Annotated in this window: 27 protein-coding genes and 1 pseudogene; 8 read left to right on the top strand and 20 right to left on the bottom strand. The window is 34.2% G+C overall.

Going from position 1 to position 15,923, the window contains the following annotated elements; all coding sequences use genetic code 11:
• Positions 1–18: 18 nt before the first annotated feature.
• From ACWATA_RS05830 to ACWATA_RS05800, 7 genes are all read right to left on the bottom strand, one after another.
• The gene (locus ACWATA_RS05830; RefSeq protein ID WP_013058439.1) at positions 19–171 is read right to left on the bottom strand and encodes a YjcZ family sporulation protein; all 153 of its coding nucleotides are present in this window, start codon (positions 169–171) and stop codon (positions 19–21) included.
• Positions 172–454: 283 nt separating this feature from the next.
• Positions 455–562 (bottom strand): YjcZ family sporulation protein, encoded by a 108-nt coding sequence (locus tag ACWATA_RS05825; protein ID WP_081213975.1) that lies wholly within the window; start codon positions 560–562, stop codon positions 455–457.
• Between the two features lie 201 nt (positions 563–763).
• Positions 764–1,102 (bottom strand): CotD family spore coat protein, encoded by a 339-nt coding sequence (locus ACWATA_RS05820; protein ID WP_473049630.1) that lies wholly within the window; start codon positions 1,100–1,102, stop codon positions 764–766.
• A 182-nt stretch (positions 1,103–1,284) separates the two neighbouring features.
• Positions 1,285–1,473, bottom strand: coding sequence for a hypothetical protein (locus tag ACWATA_RS05815; protein WP_028414904.1), 189 nt, complete (start codon positions 1,471–1,473; stop codon positions 1,285–1,287).
• Between the two features lie 125 nt (positions 1,474–1,598).
• Positions 1,599–2,342, bottom strand: a complete 744-nt coding sequence (locus tag ACWATA_RS05810; protein WP_473049629.1) for an HAD family hydrolase — start codon at positions 2,340–2,342, stop codon at positions 1,599–1,601.
• A gap of 232 nt (positions 2,343–2,574) precedes the next feature.
• Entirely contained in the window at positions 2,575–2,757 is a 183-nt protein-coding gene (locus tag ACWATA_RS05805) for a hypothetical protein (RefSeq protein ID WP_013058442.1), read from the bottom strand.
• Between the two features lie 133 nt (positions 2,758–2,890).
• On the bottom strand, positions 2,891–3,097 hold the full coding sequence (locus ACWATA_RS05800; protein WP_154989905.1) for a hypothetical protein: 207 nt from the start codon (positions 3,095–3,097) through the stop codon (positions 2,891–2,893).
• Positions 3,098–3,610: 513 nt separating this feature from the next.
• On the opposite strand from ACWATA_RS05800, the gene ACWATA_RS05795 reads away from it, so the two are divergent.
• Positions 3,611–3,820 carry an alpha/beta-type small acid-soluble spore protein gene (locus tag ACWATA_RS05795; protein ID WP_047750082.1) on the top strand — a complete coding sequence of 70 codons (210 nt, stop codon included), beginning with the start codon at positions 3,611–3,613 and terminating at the stop codon, positions 3,818–3,820.
• A gap of 83 nt (positions 3,821–3,903) precedes the next feature.
• The gene (locus tag ACWATA_RS05790) at positions 3,904–4,062 is read left to right on the top strand and encodes a hypothetical protein (RefSeq protein ID WP_165636196.1); all 159 of its coding nucleotides are present in this window, start codon (positions 3,904–3,906) and stop codon (positions 4,060–4,062) included.
• A 220-nt stretch (positions 4,063–4,282) separates the two neighbouring features.
• Here ACWATA_RS05790 and ACWATA_RS05785 read toward each other — a convergent pair.
• Positions 4,283–4,384 (bottom strand): annotated as a pseudogene (locus ACWATA_RS05785) (esterase); the annotation flags it as partial.
• A 265-nt stretch (positions 4,385–4,649) separates the two neighbouring features.
• Here ACWATA_RS05785 and ACWATA_RS05780 point away from each other — a divergent pair.
• Together ACWATA_RS05780 and ACWATA_RS05775 are read left to right on the top strand one after the other, a co-directional pair.
• Complete coding sequence (locus tag ACWATA_RS05780) at positions 4,650–5,438, top strand: hypothetical protein (protein ID WP_049165964.1); 789 nt, start codon at positions 4,650–4,652, stop codon at positions 5,436–5,438.
• Between the two features lie 4 nt (positions 5,439–5,442).
• A complete protein-coding gene (locus ACWATA_RS05775; RefSeq protein WP_049165965.1) occupies positions 5,443–5,913 on the top strand; it encodes a hypothetical protein in 471 nt (156 codons plus the stop codon).
• 194 nt (positions 5,914–6,107) lie between these two features.
• Here ACWATA_RS05775 and ACWATA_RS05770 read toward each other — a convergent pair whose 3' ends face one another.
• Complete coding sequence (locus ACWATA_RS05770; protein WP_098626245.1) at positions 6,108–6,626, bottom strand: YfiT family bacillithiol transferase; 519 nt, start codon at positions 6,624–6,626, stop codon at positions 6,108–6,110.
• Positions 6,627–6,895: 269 nt separating this feature from the next.
• Here ACWATA_RS05770 and ACWATA_RS05765 point away from each other — a divergent pair, with 269 nt between their 5' ends.
• The gene (locus tag ACWATA_RS05765) at positions 6,896–7,126 is read left to right on the top strand and encodes a hypothetical protein (protein WP_098626243.1); all 231 of its coding nucleotides are present in this window, start codon (positions 6,896–6,898) and stop codon (positions 7,124–7,126) included.
• 37 nt (positions 7,127–7,163) lie between these two features.
• Here ACWATA_RS05765 and ACWATA_RS05760 read toward each other — a convergent pair whose 3' ends face one another.
• The 7 genes from ACWATA_RS05760 to ACWATA_RS05730 form a co-directional block, all read right to left on the bottom strand.
• Positions 7,164–7,697, bottom strand: a complete 534-nt coding sequence (locus ACWATA_RS05760) for a hypothetical protein (protein WP_098626241.1) — start codon at positions 7,695–7,697, stop codon at positions 7,164–7,166.
• 218 nt (positions 7,698–7,915) lie between these two features.
• Positions 7,916–8,191, bottom strand: a complete 276-nt coding sequence (locus ACWATA_RS05755) for a hypothetical protein (RefSeq protein WP_098626239.1) — start codon at positions 8,189–8,191, stop codon at positions 7,916–7,918.
• Between the two features lie 27 nt (positions 8,192–8,218).
• Entirely contained in the window at positions 8,219–8,509 is a 291-nt protein-coding gene (locus tag ACWATA_RS05750) for a hypothetical protein (RefSeq protein WP_098626237.1), read from the bottom strand.
• A complete protein-coding gene (locus ACWATA_RS05745; protein ID WP_098626235.1) occupies positions 8,509–8,808 on the bottom strand; it encodes a DUF2089 family protein in 300 nt (99 codons plus the stop codon). Before ACWATA_RS05745 ends, ACWATA_RS05750 begins: the two co-directional genes overlap by 1 nt.
• A 210-nt stretch (positions 8,809–9,018) precedes the next feature.
• Positions 9,019–9,300: a DNA-binding protein gene (locus ACWATA_RS05740; RefSeq protein ID WP_098626361.1), complete on the bottom strand. Its 282-nt coding sequence runs from the start codon at positions 9,298–9,300 to the stop codon at positions 9,019–9,021.
• A 51-nt stretch (positions 9,301–9,351) separates the two neighbouring features.
• Complete coding sequence (locus tag ACWATA_RS05735; protein ID WP_098626233.1) at positions 9,352–9,537, bottom strand: hypothetical protein; 186 nt, start codon at positions 9,535–9,537, stop codon at positions 9,352–9,354.
• A 561-nt stretch (positions 9,538–10,098) separates the two neighbouring features.
• Complete coding sequence (locus tag ACWATA_RS05730) at positions 10,099–10,593, bottom strand: DUF3267 domain-containing protein (protein ID WP_098626359.1); 495 nt, start codon at positions 10,591–10,593, stop codon at positions 10,099–10,101.
• Positions 10,594–10,932: 339 nt separating this feature from the next.
• Here ACWATA_RS05730 and ACWATA_RS05725 point away from each other — a divergent pair, with 339 nt between their 5' ends.
• Positions 10,933–11,385 carry a DUF4288 domain-containing protein gene (locus tag ACWATA_RS05725; protein WP_328132288.1) on the top strand — a complete coding sequence of 151 codons (453 nt, stop codon included), beginning with the start codon at positions 10,933–10,935 and terminating at the stop codon, positions 11,383–11,385.
• 116 nt (positions 11,386–11,501) lie between these two features.
• Here the strand turns inward: ACWATA_RS05725 and ACWATA_RS05720 are convergent, their stop codons facing one another.
• On the bottom strand, positions 11,502–12,083 hold the full coding sequence (locus tag ACWATA_RS05720) for a manganese efflux pump (RefSeq protein WP_098626229.1): 582 nt from the start codon (positions 12,081–12,083) through the stop codon (positions 11,502–11,504).
• A 119-nt stretch (positions 12,084–12,202) separates the two neighbouring features.
• Between ACWATA_RS05720 and ACWATA_RS05715 the strand changes: the two genes are divergently transcribed.
• Positions 12,203–12,844 (top strand): DUF1232 domain-containing protein, encoded by a 642-nt coding sequence (locus tag ACWATA_RS05715; protein ID WP_098626227.1) that lies wholly within the window; start codon positions 12,203–12,205, stop codon positions 12,842–12,844.
• A 43-nt stretch (positions 12,845–12,887) separates the two neighbouring features.
• Here the strand turns inward: ACWATA_RS05715 and ACWATA_RS05710 are convergent, their stop codons facing one another.
• Positions 12,888–13,160: a DUF3973 domain-containing protein gene (locus ACWATA_RS05710; RefSeq protein WP_049165968.1), complete on the bottom strand. Its 273-nt coding sequence runs from the start codon at positions 13,158–13,160 to the stop codon at positions 12,888–12,890.
• Between the two features lie 189 nt (positions 13,161–13,349).
• On the opposite strand from ACWATA_RS05710, the gene ACWATA_RS05705 reads away from it, so the two are divergent.
• On the top strand, positions 13,350–13,694 hold the full coding sequence (locus tag ACWATA_RS05705) for an SPW repeat domain-containing protein (RefSeq protein ID WP_033580007.1): 345 nt from the start codon (positions 13,350–13,352) through the stop codon (positions 13,692–13,694).
• A 236-nt stretch (positions 13,695–13,930) separates the two neighbouring features.
• Here ACWATA_RS05705 and ACWATA_RS05700 read toward each other — a convergent pair whose 3' ends face one another.
• Together ACWATA_RS05700 and ACWATA_RS05695 are read right to left on the bottom strand one after the other, a co-directional pair.
• On the bottom strand, positions 13,931–14,803 hold the full coding sequence (locus tag ACWATA_RS05700; protein WP_328132289.1) for an AraC family transcriptional regulator: 873 nt from the start codon (positions 14,801–14,803) through the stop codon (positions 13,931–13,933).
• A gap of 249 nt (positions 14,804–15,052) precedes the next feature.
• On the bottom strand, positions 15,053–15,622 hold the full coding sequence (locus ACWATA_RS05695; protein WP_028414918.1) for an MEDS domain-containing protein: 570 nt from the start codon (positions 15,620–15,622) through the stop codon (positions 15,053–15,055).
• Positions 15,623–15,923: the final 301 nt, after the last annotated feature.

Here is a 15,923-nt window from a genome sequence, read left to right as displayed (position 1 = left end):
ATAAAGGCAGGCTAATAATTAGCAACCGCCAAATCCTCCCCAACAAGCACAGCCGATAATGATTAATAAGATAAACAGCACGATAATTAAAGCAAAACCACTGCCACCGCCGTAACCGCAGCCGCCGCCATAACCATAGCCACAACCTCCGCCATAACCGCCAAAGAACATAAACTCCACCTCCTTCTTCTTCATACATTTAGCATATGATAAAAAACGAAATGTGCTCCACGAAGTGGATAGACTACGTTTTATATCACTATAAAAAAACAATAACCTTTTAGTTTCTTTTACATACAATGAAGCATCCTCAGATCCCATATATGAGTGGTACACCCTCTGCAATAGATTGTTTGAATTCCGCCCAATCAGTTCTATTGCGTATAAAAGCACTCCCTCACAACCTCGAATAAAAAAGTCTTTCTCAAATTAGAGAAAGACTTTTTTATTGTTATTAACAGCCAAATCCGCGACCGTAACAGCTGCATCCAATAATGACAAGAAGAATAAACAGAACAACTAATAAAGCAAAACCAGAACCAGCTCCACCATAACTAGACATATAAACACTTCCTTTCGTGATATTTAACTAAAGGAAAAAACTTTAAACTTACATGGGTTAAGGTATTATATGTAGACATAGCTCATATCGATTGGATTTTGGTCTAAAATGGGCTATTTTGTTTAACGATAGCTAAATAACATCCTAAATTTCACATAGTAAAAACCCTTCATTGTTAAAATGAAGGGGCTTTTTTGGCTATCAGCACCACGGACGAGGTCTAGAAGGACAGCTTGGAGCACAAAAATGTTGGTGCGTTTCCTGACATACAACGGATTCTGTATGCGGGAATGAGTGCATATATTTATAATTTTTTTGATAAACATTTGTAGTATGACTCGGATGCACCACTGGCACAAACACATCTTGACCAGTAAAAGATGTATTTTGTTTAACTGGGTCATACTGAGCAGGCATGGTTTGAGGAGGCAATTGACCACAAGGTTTAGCTTGAGGATAACCGCAGTTACCTTGCTGAGGATACATAGCCCCGTGATAACCACCGTAATTAGAGTGCTGATAAGGATAGTTGTTTCTCATATGAAAAATCTTCTCCTTTCTGTTAGTAGACTCCTATTACTGTATGTGAAACAACCATAGAATGTTTGGACAAATACCTAAAAAAGACCCTAAATAGTTAGGGTCTTTTTTACTAAGAGAAAAATGTGTATCCTTAGTAACATAGCTATGATACTAAGAAATAAAAGGTTTTTTAATGCCCATTATTCCTCAAGATTAACATCCATCGCTCCGTTATCAATATTATTTAAAATGGTTTTGTTTTTATCGTCTAATTCATTACGTAAAAGTGAATTACGCGTCGCTTCGTATAAATCGTAGCTTCTTTCATCAACTGGAGAATTATGATCTTCACATATCATTTTTTCTGATTCTTTGGATTGACCTCCCATATCAGTCACCTCCTCTGTATAGTATGTGAGTTGATTAGAAAAAACATAAGAGCTTTATCTGGCTACTGTTAGGTAAGGTTTAATCAACGGTTAGCTGTTTCTGTATATTTTGTTTATATATGACCTTAGGTGGACACAACCGTTTCTTGAGCGTGCTTTTGAATGATTTCTGGAACTTCCAGCAGTGAATGAACGGTTATCATTTTACCTTTTGGCGCAATATCAATTTCAACTTGATTATAGCTCCACTCCAGTTCAGAAGGTACGTGAATCGCATGTATTCCAACCTCTACTGCCGGTCTTATATCGGTTTTTAATGAATTGCCAATCATCCAAGTCTTTTTTGGATCGTACTTAATTTGGTTTAGTATTTCTTTTAATGCAGGTGTATCTTTTTGTTCAGAAATAAATACCCTTTTTTCAAAGTATTTAGCTAGCTCTAGCTGAACAATTTTTCTACCTTGATTTTCCTCGTCTCCACCTGTGTGTAAGTAGAGATCATGTCCTTGTTCTTTAAGCTTATCTAATACTTCATACATATTTGGCAAAGGCTCTACCGGTACTTCAAATACACTTTGACCAATTTTTTTGACTCTTTCGACTCTATTTTCATGAATATCTTGATGATTTTGTTCACTAAAAAATAAATAAGTAGCTACTAATGATTCTGGAAAACGGGAAGAGTGAAGGCCATACTTTTCGATACTTTTTAAATCTATCTCTAACTGCTTTTGTTTTATTTCTTCCTTAGTCAGCTTCTCAAACCATTCCTGCAATTGAGCCACAAAAGCATTTATGGTGTCTCTAAAATATTTATTACAGTGAACAAGCGTATCGTCTAAATTAAAAAGTAAGGTTTGCTTCTGCATTTCGTGAAATCCTTTCTACAATGGATGTACTGACAATATATATATATATATATATATATATATATACTAACCGCTTTACCTATCCACGCCTAAAACCAAGATGAATTTTCCAATACCTTAGGCACAAGTAATTGATTACTACACTGAAATGAGAATATTTAGTGGAAAGATCCTTCTAACATATAAAATAGAAGGATCTTTTTATAAAATAAAACGCTGCAGAATATTCCTGCTAATAAATATAACGTTCAAAATGTTCTCTATTCATATTTGTTTTGAACGTAGAGGTACTCAGTCCTGAACGATTTATTAGCGGTTGGCTGCCTTCGTCTTCTTTAGGTATATTCATTTCAAGACCTTGTATAGTGAAAGGATCATACATATACGTTGTTCGTTCAGTTTCTGTATGCGACATTAACTTCACCTCTATTAATAGCCCTCGTTTTTTTAAATCATGTTAACTCGTTTACAGCAGATCCTCTAATAAAAATAGCTACGTTTCATAGGTCTTTTCGCTAAAAAAGATCCGCCGTTTTCTACTTTTTTTATTACGTTGTAATTTCTTGTGGCTCTTCGCCTTCAAGGTCAGTAAAGAAATTTTCTAAGGATTCCCTTGGGTCAAGAGCACGTCCGTCTTCTTCGACAATACGGTTAAGCGTAGGATCATTATTGCTATCTTTATTTTTATAGTTGTTATAATCAACTCTTTCTGCAATTCCTGAATTATCAACGCCTTTAAAGTCTTTCTTTGGCATAAAAACACCTCCTAGCCCTATTGTTTGAAAATTTGAAGATAAAATAAGTGGAAGGTTAAGTTATATTTTTATTTCCCCAGAATTAATTAGATACTTGTTGCTAAGAGATATGTACAACATGCTTAATTGTTTTACGAAATGGGGAAACTAAAACGTCAAAACTGAATTTACAGAGGAAGAATAACTAAACACACTTCTTAAAATAGCTATAAAAAGCAATCATTTTTATTAATCCAAAGACTAATTCTTTAAAGAGTTAGTCCTTTGTCATTCAATTAGTATACTCTTGAACATGAAAAAAGAATGACAAATGAACTGTCATTCTTTCTCCTACACATGGCAAGCGTATAGTTTTCTTCACAAGGAAATGAAACATGTAATTCCACTTTTCACAGCGTAACTTGTTTCTACTCTTTAGTATCATTAAATGATAAGGTCTAAACACCCACAAATTACCATGTATATACTTCTTGTCCTCTAGGAAACTTAAGGAAAACAAGGAGGTGACACAACATGGCAAACAACAAAAGCAGCAACAACAACGAATTATTAGTATACGGTGCTGAACAAGCAATCGATCAAATGAAATATGAAATCGCTAGCGAATTTGGTGTAAACCTTGGTGCTGATACAACTGCACGTGCAAACGGATCAGTAGGCGGCGAAATCACAAAACGTCTTGTTCAATTAGCTCAGCAACAACTTGGCGGCGGACGTTTCTAAGACAACTTTATAATTGATGGCTGAAGGAAGAATGGGTCTCCATTCTTCTTTTTTGTACGAATAAAAAAGGAAGGAGAGATTATATGCAGCAAAATCAACCGGCTAAAGAAAATGCCGGCTTTACTGAAAAATCAGCAGCTTCTGCAACAAATGCTCAAAAAGTAAAACAAGAAATCCAAAGAGACATAAATGAAGGACAAGGTGCAATGACTTCTCGAGAAGCAGGCGCAATGCGCGATTAAAAAACACTTTAAGCAGTTTTTAATCACGGACTCTTTATATAAGAACCTATAAAAGTACCTCAATTAACCGAGGTACTTTTAGCAGTCTACTCTATTCCGACGGGGGAAATACTGTGACTTCGGGTGTGTTTCATTAGGTCTATACTGGTGAAACACAAAGGCAAACGGTCTAATCCCCAATATATAAAAGGCAAGCCTGCCTTGTCCACCTGAAAAATAATTAGTTTGTATTTTGTCCCTCGCCATTCAGCCCTTCTTTTATGTACGCGTTAACCTGACTATTTGAAAGCAACCCAATATGTCCAATGCCATAAAGTTGAATATATTTCTATATCTTGAACAAACGAATCAAGACGCCGTGAAGCATATAACCATCTCTTTATTAACATAATACCAATTGTTAGAAACAACATGTAAAAAAGCTCTCTATCGAAAAATAAAGAGCTTTTTCTTATCAACGAGTTCTCCATTTTGACAAAGATTAAGTGTATATCAATGGATATTGCATAAAATAAGTAAACAAGACCATATTAAATATGAATGATAGGTATAAAAGTGTATTTTCTTCCAATCATAGGAGATCGTATATGAATAATTATAAAAATGACAATACTGCAAGACGCTATATTGCTCATGTTAGTATATTTGGAACGACTCAAATTCATTTAAGAAACCCCTATATTGTTGCTTGGTGGTCAGCAGCTTTTCCTGGGTTTGGACACTTGCTACTGTCTAAATACCTTCGCGGCTTTGTGTTATTTATATGGGAGGTCGTCATAAACCTTAAATCTCATGTAAATTTAGCAATGATTTATTCTTTTCAAGGAAACATTGATATGGCCAAAGACGTGCTTAATACAAGATGGCTTCTTATTTATATTCCCGTTTATATTTTTGCTATATGGGATAGTTACCGAACAACCGTTGATTTAAATAAAATATACGTGTTAGCTGAAAGAGAAAATCATCGGTTCAACTCCTTTAGTATAGGAGCGATGGAAATAAACTATTTAGATAAACGGAATCCCATCCTATCCGTTGTCTGGTCCTTACTGATGCCAGGTCTAGGACAACTCTATATTCATCGGATCATTGGTGCTTTCTTTGTTATTGTCTGGGCGGTTGTTTTCTTTTATTATTCTCACCTGCTTGAAGGGATTTCTCTTCTATTTTTAGGAGAAATAAAACAGGCTACTTCCGTTTTAAATAAAGAATGGCTGTTATTTTTCCCTTCCCTATATGGTTTTGCTACTTTTGATTCCTACATGAATACTGTTGAGAACAATAAACTTGTGGAAAGAGAGCAAAAAAATTTCTTCGAGAAAACGTATCAACATCCAAGCTTTTGTATTGCGAAAGGAAAAAAGGTGGAGTGAAAATATGCAGGTCTTTTCTACATTTGAATACTCCAGTTACATAGAATTAGCTGTTTCAGAGCTAGAAAGAAAAGGGATAAAGAAAGAAGATATATTTATTGTTCCTCTCAATAATCGAACGGAAGATCGCCGGATTTTTGATAGCCTTCATCGAGCCGATGGAGTTTCTCTTATTGATTTAGGAATGACTCTAGCCACAGCCTTTTCAGTCATTGGTGCAAGCATTGGCTTTAAACTAAGTTGGGGACCCATCTACTGGGGGCTAATTAGTGCTTTTATCGGATTTATCTTAGGACTAGGAATTAAACTATTTATGTTTAAAGTAGTCAGGAAAAATCAACGGCTTTTACGCGGCAAACATTCGGAAGTCATACTCATTGTTGATTGTCATACGGTGGACGCCGGAGTGGTTGAACAAACTTTGTGGGAAAACCTTGCCTTAGGTGTTTCGAAAGTCAAATCGGATGGCTTATAAAAATAAGTCATCACCCAGCAAGATACAGGATGAATGAATCACTATGCAAGTTTGGAAATAACTTCCTTAACGCATTGAGGGAGTTTGTCTGTTTTTAAGCTGTATATTTTTTAATTAACATAATGTCATGTTATTAGAACCAAAAAAGCTTTTAAAAAGAGCTTTTTTAGTTCTAACATATGTTAAATGCCTTTTTACCATCCTTTTTGATTTCTTAATGTCGTAATATGAGCAACATGATGCTTTCCATGCCACGCATAAGTAGCTATCAATTGCTCAATCGTCACTTCCCCGTTTTCAGGATGGTTGATCGTTTTCTTCAAATCTTTTTCATTAAGTGAGTTTAACAATTTATGAAGACGCTTATGTAAAGCTGAAAAAAGTTGGAGAGAAACTTCTATGGGTAACTCATTATCAGGAAGATTCGACCAAGCCACTTCATCATATGCTTTAATAGTAGGCTCTTGCTCTGTTAACCCTAATTTAAAACGGGTATAAGCATTCATATGGGAGTCAGCTAAATGATGGACAACTTGACTTAATGTCCAGCCGCCTTCTCGATAAGGCGTGGCTAATTGTTCTTTTGTCAGTCCTTCTACAGCATCAGCTAATTGCTTTGGGGCATCTCCAATGTCATGAATCCAACCTTGAATATCTTCTTTCTGAATATTTTCCTTCAAGGTAAATTTTCCAATAGGATATTGATTAAACATACTTCTTCCTCCCTTTCTAATTTTGTTACTATCTATTATATCAATTTTAAATATAAATAAATTCAAATATTCAGAATTAAATATAGGTGAAAAATTATAATTTATAAATATGGTGTGTACTTTCAGTTACCCTCATGTACCTTCTACGCAGTACAAAGACCTGCCTTTGCTATAATTCATGATAATTTTCCCCCTAAATTAGGCCGTTTTTAATAAAAACAATAAACATATAGAAAAACTTGCCGTAAAATTAAGTTGAGGTGAGTAAAATGAGCAGTGATTATAAAAGCTATTTCTACAAAAAGTTCTTTTTAATATATTTTATTACCCTTTCATTATTTATTATCGTTGATATTATAGAATCAGGAATAATTACACTTTTTTCTTTTGCAGACAGCTGGAATTTCATTTTGTATCAAATTGGTTTTTGTTTAATTGCTATTGGCTTTTTTAGTGTCTTCCTTGCAAACTTATTATGGAAAATAAAAAGAGTTAAATAAATACGTCATAGCCCCCCACAGAAATAAAAAAAGACCTTCAGCCATTAGAAGATCCTTTTTGGATAGTTGCTTTAAGCGCTTGTAATCTTGACTGAGAATCATTGGTTTGCCTAATTACTTTTTCCACAATGTACTGATATCCATATAAAACAACGGCTAAAACCGTAGTCATTCCCCAGTACATGCTTGGCGACATCTTTTTCATTTTAAAGATGCCCACTTTTTTCAAAGCGCCGCCAAAAGGGAAAATATTAAACCAGTCTAACACCGTATTGGCAAGTATGTATTTTAGAAAAGAGCCGTACGTTAGCTTAAATATCCAAAGCGTTCCTATTAAGTGAGGACCTAAAATATAAGTAAAATCTATAGGTGCTTTAGGAAATAAAGGATTGTTATTTCTAAACCATTTTTTCTGATTGGCAATGACGGTAAACACAATGATGAATAAGTTAGCGAAAGTAGCTACAGGCAAAAAGCGGACAAATGATTTTGTTCCTATAAAAGGCGCGGTTAACCATGGAAAGATTAGCACGCTTAAAGAAATGATCAATTTTCTTTTATACTTACGCATGAATTGTCTCCTCACATTGTATTTTCGTAAATATTATTACCTAAAATTGAAAGTTTATGTAATATGCCACAATGATTCCAGGCAAAGATAACCTAGCTAACGATGACATACGTATATTTCTAGGCGGTTCTACTTTTGCACTTTATAATGGTGAATCATGATAAAGAAAAAAAGCAAAGAGAATGTTCTCTTTGCTTTTTTTTTGCCTTTATGCTAATTTATATATCCTGAGTTTTCATTTTATTTAATTCATTTTGCTGCTTCTTTTTTACAATCTTTCTTCCTTTTTCCCATTCAACAAGGAGTATACTTAGACCAAATAAAAACAATAAGATTAATCTGATTGGATGATCTACTTGGTAAGCCGTAAATATCCACCCGCAGGATGCTAGACAAGCTACTGGAATAAGAGCTCCCCAGTATACACTCGCTCTAGTAGATAAAAAATAATGAACAGCACTTATAAGCACAAAAAATAACAAATTATGAGGCATGATTCAATCTCCCTTCCAAAGACCCCTTTAGATGTCCTGAGTTTTCATCTTATTTAATTCATTTTGCTGCTTCTGTTTATAAGAATCTCTCCCTGTTCCCCAATCCACAATAAATATAAACAGTACAAAAAGTATTGCCAAAGGAGCTTTTACAGGATGATCCATTAGTATTTGATGATTTGTAAACAGCGTCCATCCACAATAGGATAGAAAAGCCGTTGGAACGATAGCTCCCCAATACATGTTTGCTCTAGTAGATAAAAAATGATGACTTAAAATGGCAATAGAAATAGCTGCGATTGTGCTCCAATCAGACATTACTTAATCCCCTTTTCATCTTTATATTTCTCTATAATCAGCTTGGCATCTTCTAAGCTAATCCGCTCTTCAATAGCAAGCTTTTTAACAAGGCTAATTAATTCTTCTTTATCATGTTCTTCATTTATCTCAATCTTTTGTATTAAACGATCCAAACGTATACGAACAGTTGGATAGGACACTTCGTAGTCTTTTGCAAGCTGTTTTAAAGAGCCTGAATTTAATACAAATTTTCTTATAAACTCTACGTCATCACTTTCTAACGACAGTATCCATAAAGGAACATCCTTATTATCCATATATAACCACCTCTTCCTTTTTTTAATATACCATGAACTTAAATAAAGTTAAAGTTTTTTTAAATAAAACTAAAAACACTAATAAAACAAAGTTTCGTTTTATTAGTGTTTTTAGTTTATATAGCGTTTATTTCTAGTGACGATGGCATTAAAATCCAATCCTCAAAAAAAGAAGCATCTAGTCTTTAAAGACTAAATGCTTCTCCTCCTTTACACCTTATAGATTTCATTAGACGACAGCCAATCAACAAATTGATGATACGGATAATATATAGTCCCTTTCAGCTCTATCTTTGGAGCTCCGGGATATTTAGTTAACAGTTCTTCAATTTCACCTTTACTCAAATGAAAGTGATAGTGTAGATCTTTTTCTTTAATCAAATAAGGATATTTTGATTTCCTTTGAGGTTTACTAAAATTTTTTAAACCATCGCCTATAAAATAACCAAGGGCAGCTAAACCTAAAGCCAGCCAAAAAAAGTTCATTTCCAAAGCAGGATACCCCCAAAACATTTCTAATAAATACATTCTAGCGTAAGACCTCTACAAATTAGCCAGTTTTTCATCAGCTATAAACTTCATAAGTATACCTGCCCCTGAAACATTTAATAATATGCTGCTTCCTAAAATAACACCATATAATAATCCAGCTATATGTAATGTTAAAGCTAAAACCAAAAAGACTGTTCCTGTACCGACTAAAAATAATCCCAAGCTTCGATTATCCATCTATTTCACCACCAAAAAATAAATATAGTTATATTTTAACATAATTATAATTATTTCACTTATCAAAAGAAGGAGAAGCTAAGCTATGTTAGTTTCCCCTTCTTTTTGTAACTTCAGTTTTCATTAAAAACCCTGCGAATACAATACAGGCAGCAGATAAAAGCAACCCTGTTAATCCCTGTTTTAAAATAAACCCAAAGATTATAATAGAAAATGATCCTAAAAAGAACATCAACTTGACTAAAACATTTCTTTTGCTCATTTATCCAATCATCTCGATTCTATATACAAATAAATAATACATATAGTTACTCCCTCTGTTCTCTTTGTCCAGCACTCCAAGCTAACGCTAATATAGAAACCGTTACCACTACTGCAGTCACCATAACTATATCCACCTCTTCTTCCTTATAATTACATTTTAACATAGTTTTAGAGTACTGTTTAAACGGAGGTTATACGAAACTAACTAGTATAAAACGGATTACTAGCACAAAAAGAGCACCCAATTACTATAAGTGCTCCTTTTTTAGGTATTAGTACGACTAGACCCCTGTCCTACTACTTTACTTGGTAATAACCTCTGCAAAAAAACGAGTTCTTCGGTTTAATAGCAATTAAAAATGAGTTATAGATATCTGAGCCAGAAATGAATGTATTTATCCAACATACAAATAATAGGATGGATCTAATATTTCCTGATACATAGAACGACGTAATAGCAGGAACTATCGATAATACAAGAAAAGGCAAGCTCATAAAGATCCAATATCTCGTTTTAGATAGAGTTGCATTTGTATTGAGCCAGAAAAATATTCCGCTAAATGTCAAGCTCACATCACCTTTTTTATATACGACTAAAACGTGCAGACATTCATGAATAGCAAAGACAATCATACCCATTATAATAAGATAAAAGAGATTGATGTGAGTAAAGTCTGGTCCAAAGAAATAAGGTATCAATAGAATAATAATTTGAAGTAAATATACAAACTTCATATAGTGTTTTCGATACCACGTATTCTGGATAAAAGGCGTCCATTCAGAAAAGTCCATGCTTATTTGTGGCAAGTGGCGAAACCAACTGATGATAAGCGTTCCCTCCCTTGTCCAAACTTCCACTAATTATGCGTTTGTTTTAACGTAAAATCTCCTAATATATATTACGCTTTATTATTTAAATATTGAGTAAGTAAATACACTGCAGCATTTGTGAGTTGATCAATATGTCCCTCCCCCCTAATATAAAGAATATATTGATTATATTTCCATTTTATCATAGGTTAATGGATGAACACGATATACAAACTCAGTTATATAAGTAAGAAGGACGATAAGGAATACGATGATAAAATTAATAATTATGGTTCCTTTAGTTAAGAATGGAGAGTTGATATGAAAAAAACTAATAGCGAAGAGCTAGACGTCCAATGGTATGGAGTAAAGGTTCTTTATAAGTACTTAATAGTCGGTAAACCTAATATAGAAAAGATTGACCAAAATTATGAAGAACATCAGATATTTGAAGAAAGTATTTTATTAATTAAAGCCCAATCATTTGATCAAGCCTATGAAATTGCAGAAAAGAAAGCAAAAGAATGTGAAGACAGCTATACCAACGTTTATGATCAGACTGTGCACTTCCAATTGATTGAGAGTTTAGATGCCTTCCTCTTATGTGAAGAAGAGGAGTTACCAAATGGTTCGGAAGTATATTCACGTTTTTTACACGTGCCTAAAAAAGAAAGTTTAGCTAATGTCTTATCTAGGTACTATCCGGAAGTTACAGAGGATGAAACAGAGCTGATACGCAAAAGCTTCATTTTAAGGAATAGAGATTTTAATTGAAGATTCATATTAAATATAAAAACAAGATGTATACGATATACGAACTTGATCAACATAATGTACTAACTTAAAGCATAAGGAAGAGACGCCACTTGCTCTAAATGGCGTCTCTTCTTTTAGAATATTTGAGTAAAAGCTACAATTAAAATCGTAATCCCGCTGATTAACGTTCCAAATTGACCTAATGTAAACTTTCCAATTTGAACATTTGCTGCTTTTTGCCCCACCATTACTCCTAGCCATACCGTTATAAAACTACCAAATGCTGATGTAAGGGATATGGCTAAAGGTGACAATCCAAGTAAACCCGCTCCTAGACCGTTTGTAAGTGCATTGGCGGAAAGTGCAACACCTAGAACGCTGCTTTCAATCCATCCAATATAGCGTACGTTTCCTTGACCCTTACTATCTAATTCATCACTTCCGTTATTTCTTTGAGATCCTACTAATAAAATAATTCTAATTCCAATTAGCGTTAATAATACGACGGCTACAATAACATGGAACACTCCTGGTAAGATTGTTGAAATCCACCTGCCAAACATAATCCCCGCCATGCTAAAGAGGAAACAAATAGCTGCTATTAGTAAATTAGAAAGCCATTTTATCCTGATTTTTCGTACTCCATAAGATATTCCTACACCAAAGTTATCTATACTTGATGATAGGGCAAAACCTAAAATGAATAACCATTCCATTTTGTATTCTCCTTTTGATGATAATATTGAGGAAATTTGCTTACTTGTTGCATATATTGTTGATAAACCTTCAATAAAATGAGTACTGCGCGTTGAAAAATATAAAGAGGTGAATCGCAATGTCTAACATCCAAAATGAACAAAGCCTTGGTCTGTTATTACGGTCTTTATTAAAGGAAAATGCTTTATCTATGCGGAAGCTAAGCTCACTTACGGGGATTGATACGGCAACTATTTCACGGATTATAAATGGAAAGCAGCAAGCAAATCTACATCATTTAAAGCAATTTGCACACTATTTAAATACCCCTCTTGAAGCATTGATTGATCCTGCTGAAGTTGCTTCAAACCATACAGAAAATGAACTAGAAACAGGCATTCATTACTCCATCGATAAAATTCAAGAAATACTTAAATCTTTTAATATAGCAGATACCAACTTTACGATTGAACGTGTAAAACAAGAACTAACAAAATATAAGCAATATGCACAGACAGACGAAGGACACAGCATGATCATAAATAACTTTCAATCCAAAATAGAGCAAGTAGGAAGCGTTGGTACTTTCATCGACCAATTAAAGCAAATGTATCTTGAATATTGTAGCGAAGAAACCTCAGCCGCCAAGCGCTCTATATTGGGAAGTGCGCTATTGTATTTTATTTTGCCTACCGATATTATTCCAGACTACGTCTTTCCAATCGGTTATTTAGACGATGCAATAGCTGTACAACTAGTGATGAATCAACTTACGGAATAAAAACTGAGTTTTATTAAGGGAACTGAACGCGGCATGCCGCTATTTATTGTGAAAATGGAACTTTTTCTGAACCATGACGATGAGCAGGTAAATACTCTATTGCCTTCTTTAATTTAGATAATTCCTTTGGCACAATCTTTTTAATAATTTTTTCTTTTTTACATGGCTCGCATGACTCATGGTTGCATCTATGTGCACACATACCTAAAGGGATTTTCTCTCCTACAAATGGATCTATATAGACTCCATTTTCAAATAACTTACTCTTAATAAGATGTTCATTTTGCAATCTGCAGCAATTAACACAATAGTACATTTGTTTTCACTCTCTTTCTTATACTTGATTTTGAAACATCTTATGAGAACTCATCAACAGAAGTGCTTGTTCCTACATGAAAAGTTGAAAAAATCTCAACAGGCGTTGATGAATACTCAACACACGTTACTTCCAAACATATAGTTTAAGTATGACATCATACAGAGTGTCATACATCGAGGAGGGATAATTGTGAAAACAAGAGGTATTATTAACGCCGTAATTGGTATTTGGTTTGTTATGGCCCCGTGGATGCTTGGGTTTTCATACGATGCAGGGGCTACGTCAGCAAGTATTGTATTTGGAACCCTTCAAGTGATTATGTCTTTTTGGGGAGTTACTAAACCCGGATGGAATTCGTGGCAACATTGGATTTCGCTCATTACCGGATTATGGTTTATTCTTTTTCCCTTTATTTATTCATTAACAGACGGTGTGCTTTGGTCTAGCGTCATACTTGGGTTAATGACCGTATTACTTAGTTTATGGAGCTTGAACTCTAAAGCAAGATTAAAATTAAAAGCTGTAAGTTAAAAAGCGAATAATATTCCAGTGTTTGCTTAAACTACTCAAGATACCGCAACGTATCGACTATGTGAGAAATAATTCTCCTAGCAGAAAAGCTCCCTACGGAAATAGGGAGCTTTTTCTGCTTTTTATGTAAGGGTTGTACAGATTTAGTCAACGTAATGTATTTTATAGAAAGCTATAAAAGAGAAAAGGTAGATCACATTTGTGATCTACCTTTTCTCTCCATTACGGAGTCATCATTACTTTTTTAACACGGGTATCCATATTTCACTTTTAAAGGTTGGCGACGTTACATTTTTATGTTCATTCCATAAGATTTCCGGTCCTTCTACTTGTTCATAAGTTGAGGCCGGAAACCATTCTGAATAAATTCGTCCCCATACATCTTGTAATGTGTCAGGAAATGGTCCGACTGCTTCGAATACAGCCCATGTTCCAGCTGGCACTTCAAGTTGTACTAAATAATCGGGACAATCGTTAGTTGTGGCTACACCGATATAATGGTCCAGCTGCCCTTTTTCCTCCATTCTCCCTTCAGAAAAGTTCACAGATGCACTAAGCAAACCTAATGGTGTAACATTAGAAAGTTCTTTTAATTCACGTATTGTTTCATCGTTCAAGCTTTCCCACATAGCAGCAATCTCTGGATTGACTCCATGAAAGATTATTGGAACTCTTTCTTTAATACCGACTATATGAAAGGCCTCTTTTTCCTCAATGCGATAATTCATCTCATTTCCCCCTTTAATTGATAACTGAAAGGTCATTTTTGGAAATGCTTTAAGTGAACTGCCGCTCTTTTTAGCTTCGGAAGGAGTTATACCATGCAAATTTTGAAAAGCTCTTGTAAAAGAATCTGGTGAGCTGTACTTGTATTTGATCGCCATATCAATAACTTTAATGTTATTACTTTTAAGTTCAAATGCTGCAAGTGTAAGTCGTCTTCGGCGAATATATTCTGATAAAGTAATACCTGCAAGAAAAGAAAACATTCTTTTAAAGTGATACTCAGAGCAAAGAGCCAGTCTTGCTACTTCTCTAAAATCGATATCATTGGTTAAATTCTCCTCAATATAGTCTAAAGCTCTATTCATATTTCTAAGCAAATCCATTTATATGACCTCCCTTATTATCAGAATAGCAGGATTTGAATAGAGCTATCCGACATTTCATGCACAGTTATGCAGGCTTTTTTCTTCTGTTCATAAGTTTTCACAAACTTAAACAAGCTATTCAAGATGCAATTTTAGTTAACATAATAACTTTCGAAAACAATAAATAAAGAGCCTTAAAGTATAAGGCTCTTTATTTGTTCTCTATTCACCTGTGTTTTTATGAGCAAATCCCAACCAAAATAGCAATTACACTGCATCTGTCATTACATATAAATGGGATGGCGCAATTTTGTTTTCTAAAATTACGTATGGATGGCATTTCATTAAAGCGAGCTTAAGAACTTCCGGTACTCTCTCTTCATCATAAGCGCATACTAAATACAATCCGCCTTTGTTTACTAATTTATCGGCTTCATTCTCAAACTCTTCTAGAATAGGTATAATTCCTTCTTGCTGTCCCCATTCTACATGAGCCCATATTTGAAAAGATGTATTGTTTTTATAGAAAGGATCTAAGTGTCTAGAAAGGTGTTCAAAGATTATGGCAGGCTGAAAACTTCCACTTGAACAGTAATAATCAAAATTATTAATAGTATGTATATAGGTTAATTGATCTTTAGTTAGAATTCCCTCTAATTTTTCAAAAATTAATGGAATTAATCTTTCACTTTCTATAACTAAAGTATGTCTCTTCTGTTCAATACCCGAAACAATATAAGACACAAGATTGTCTAAGTAACTTTTCATATCGTCAATATTGTAGTAAATATGAACGCTTTCATTATTCTGTATTAATTGAGCAAACTGATTTTTCAAATATGTACGCTCCCTTATATAAAATCAACCTAAATTTTAAGCCTCTTAAAATAGTAATTTGTTTATCTGTTAGAACGATTCTACGCTTTGCGTTCCTGCATGTCAAAACTGGATGTTCTCCCCTTTGTTTTGGGGTGGACATCTGTTTTTAGAACAGTGTATCTATATTGATTGCGAACGTTTGCGACAATTATTCTAGCAGCTTGACTAAAGGATACTATACCCTTTTCAAATACGATTAAAACCTAACGAGAAGTGATTATGGAATTAAACTTAAAAGAGAAGCTCTAACGTTTCTTCT

This window comes from Priestia sp. USM5 (genome assembly GCF_058323215.1).
The sequence above is the reverse complement of the archived record's forward strand: the minus strand, read 5'-3'. Positions and strand labels throughout refer to the sequence as shown.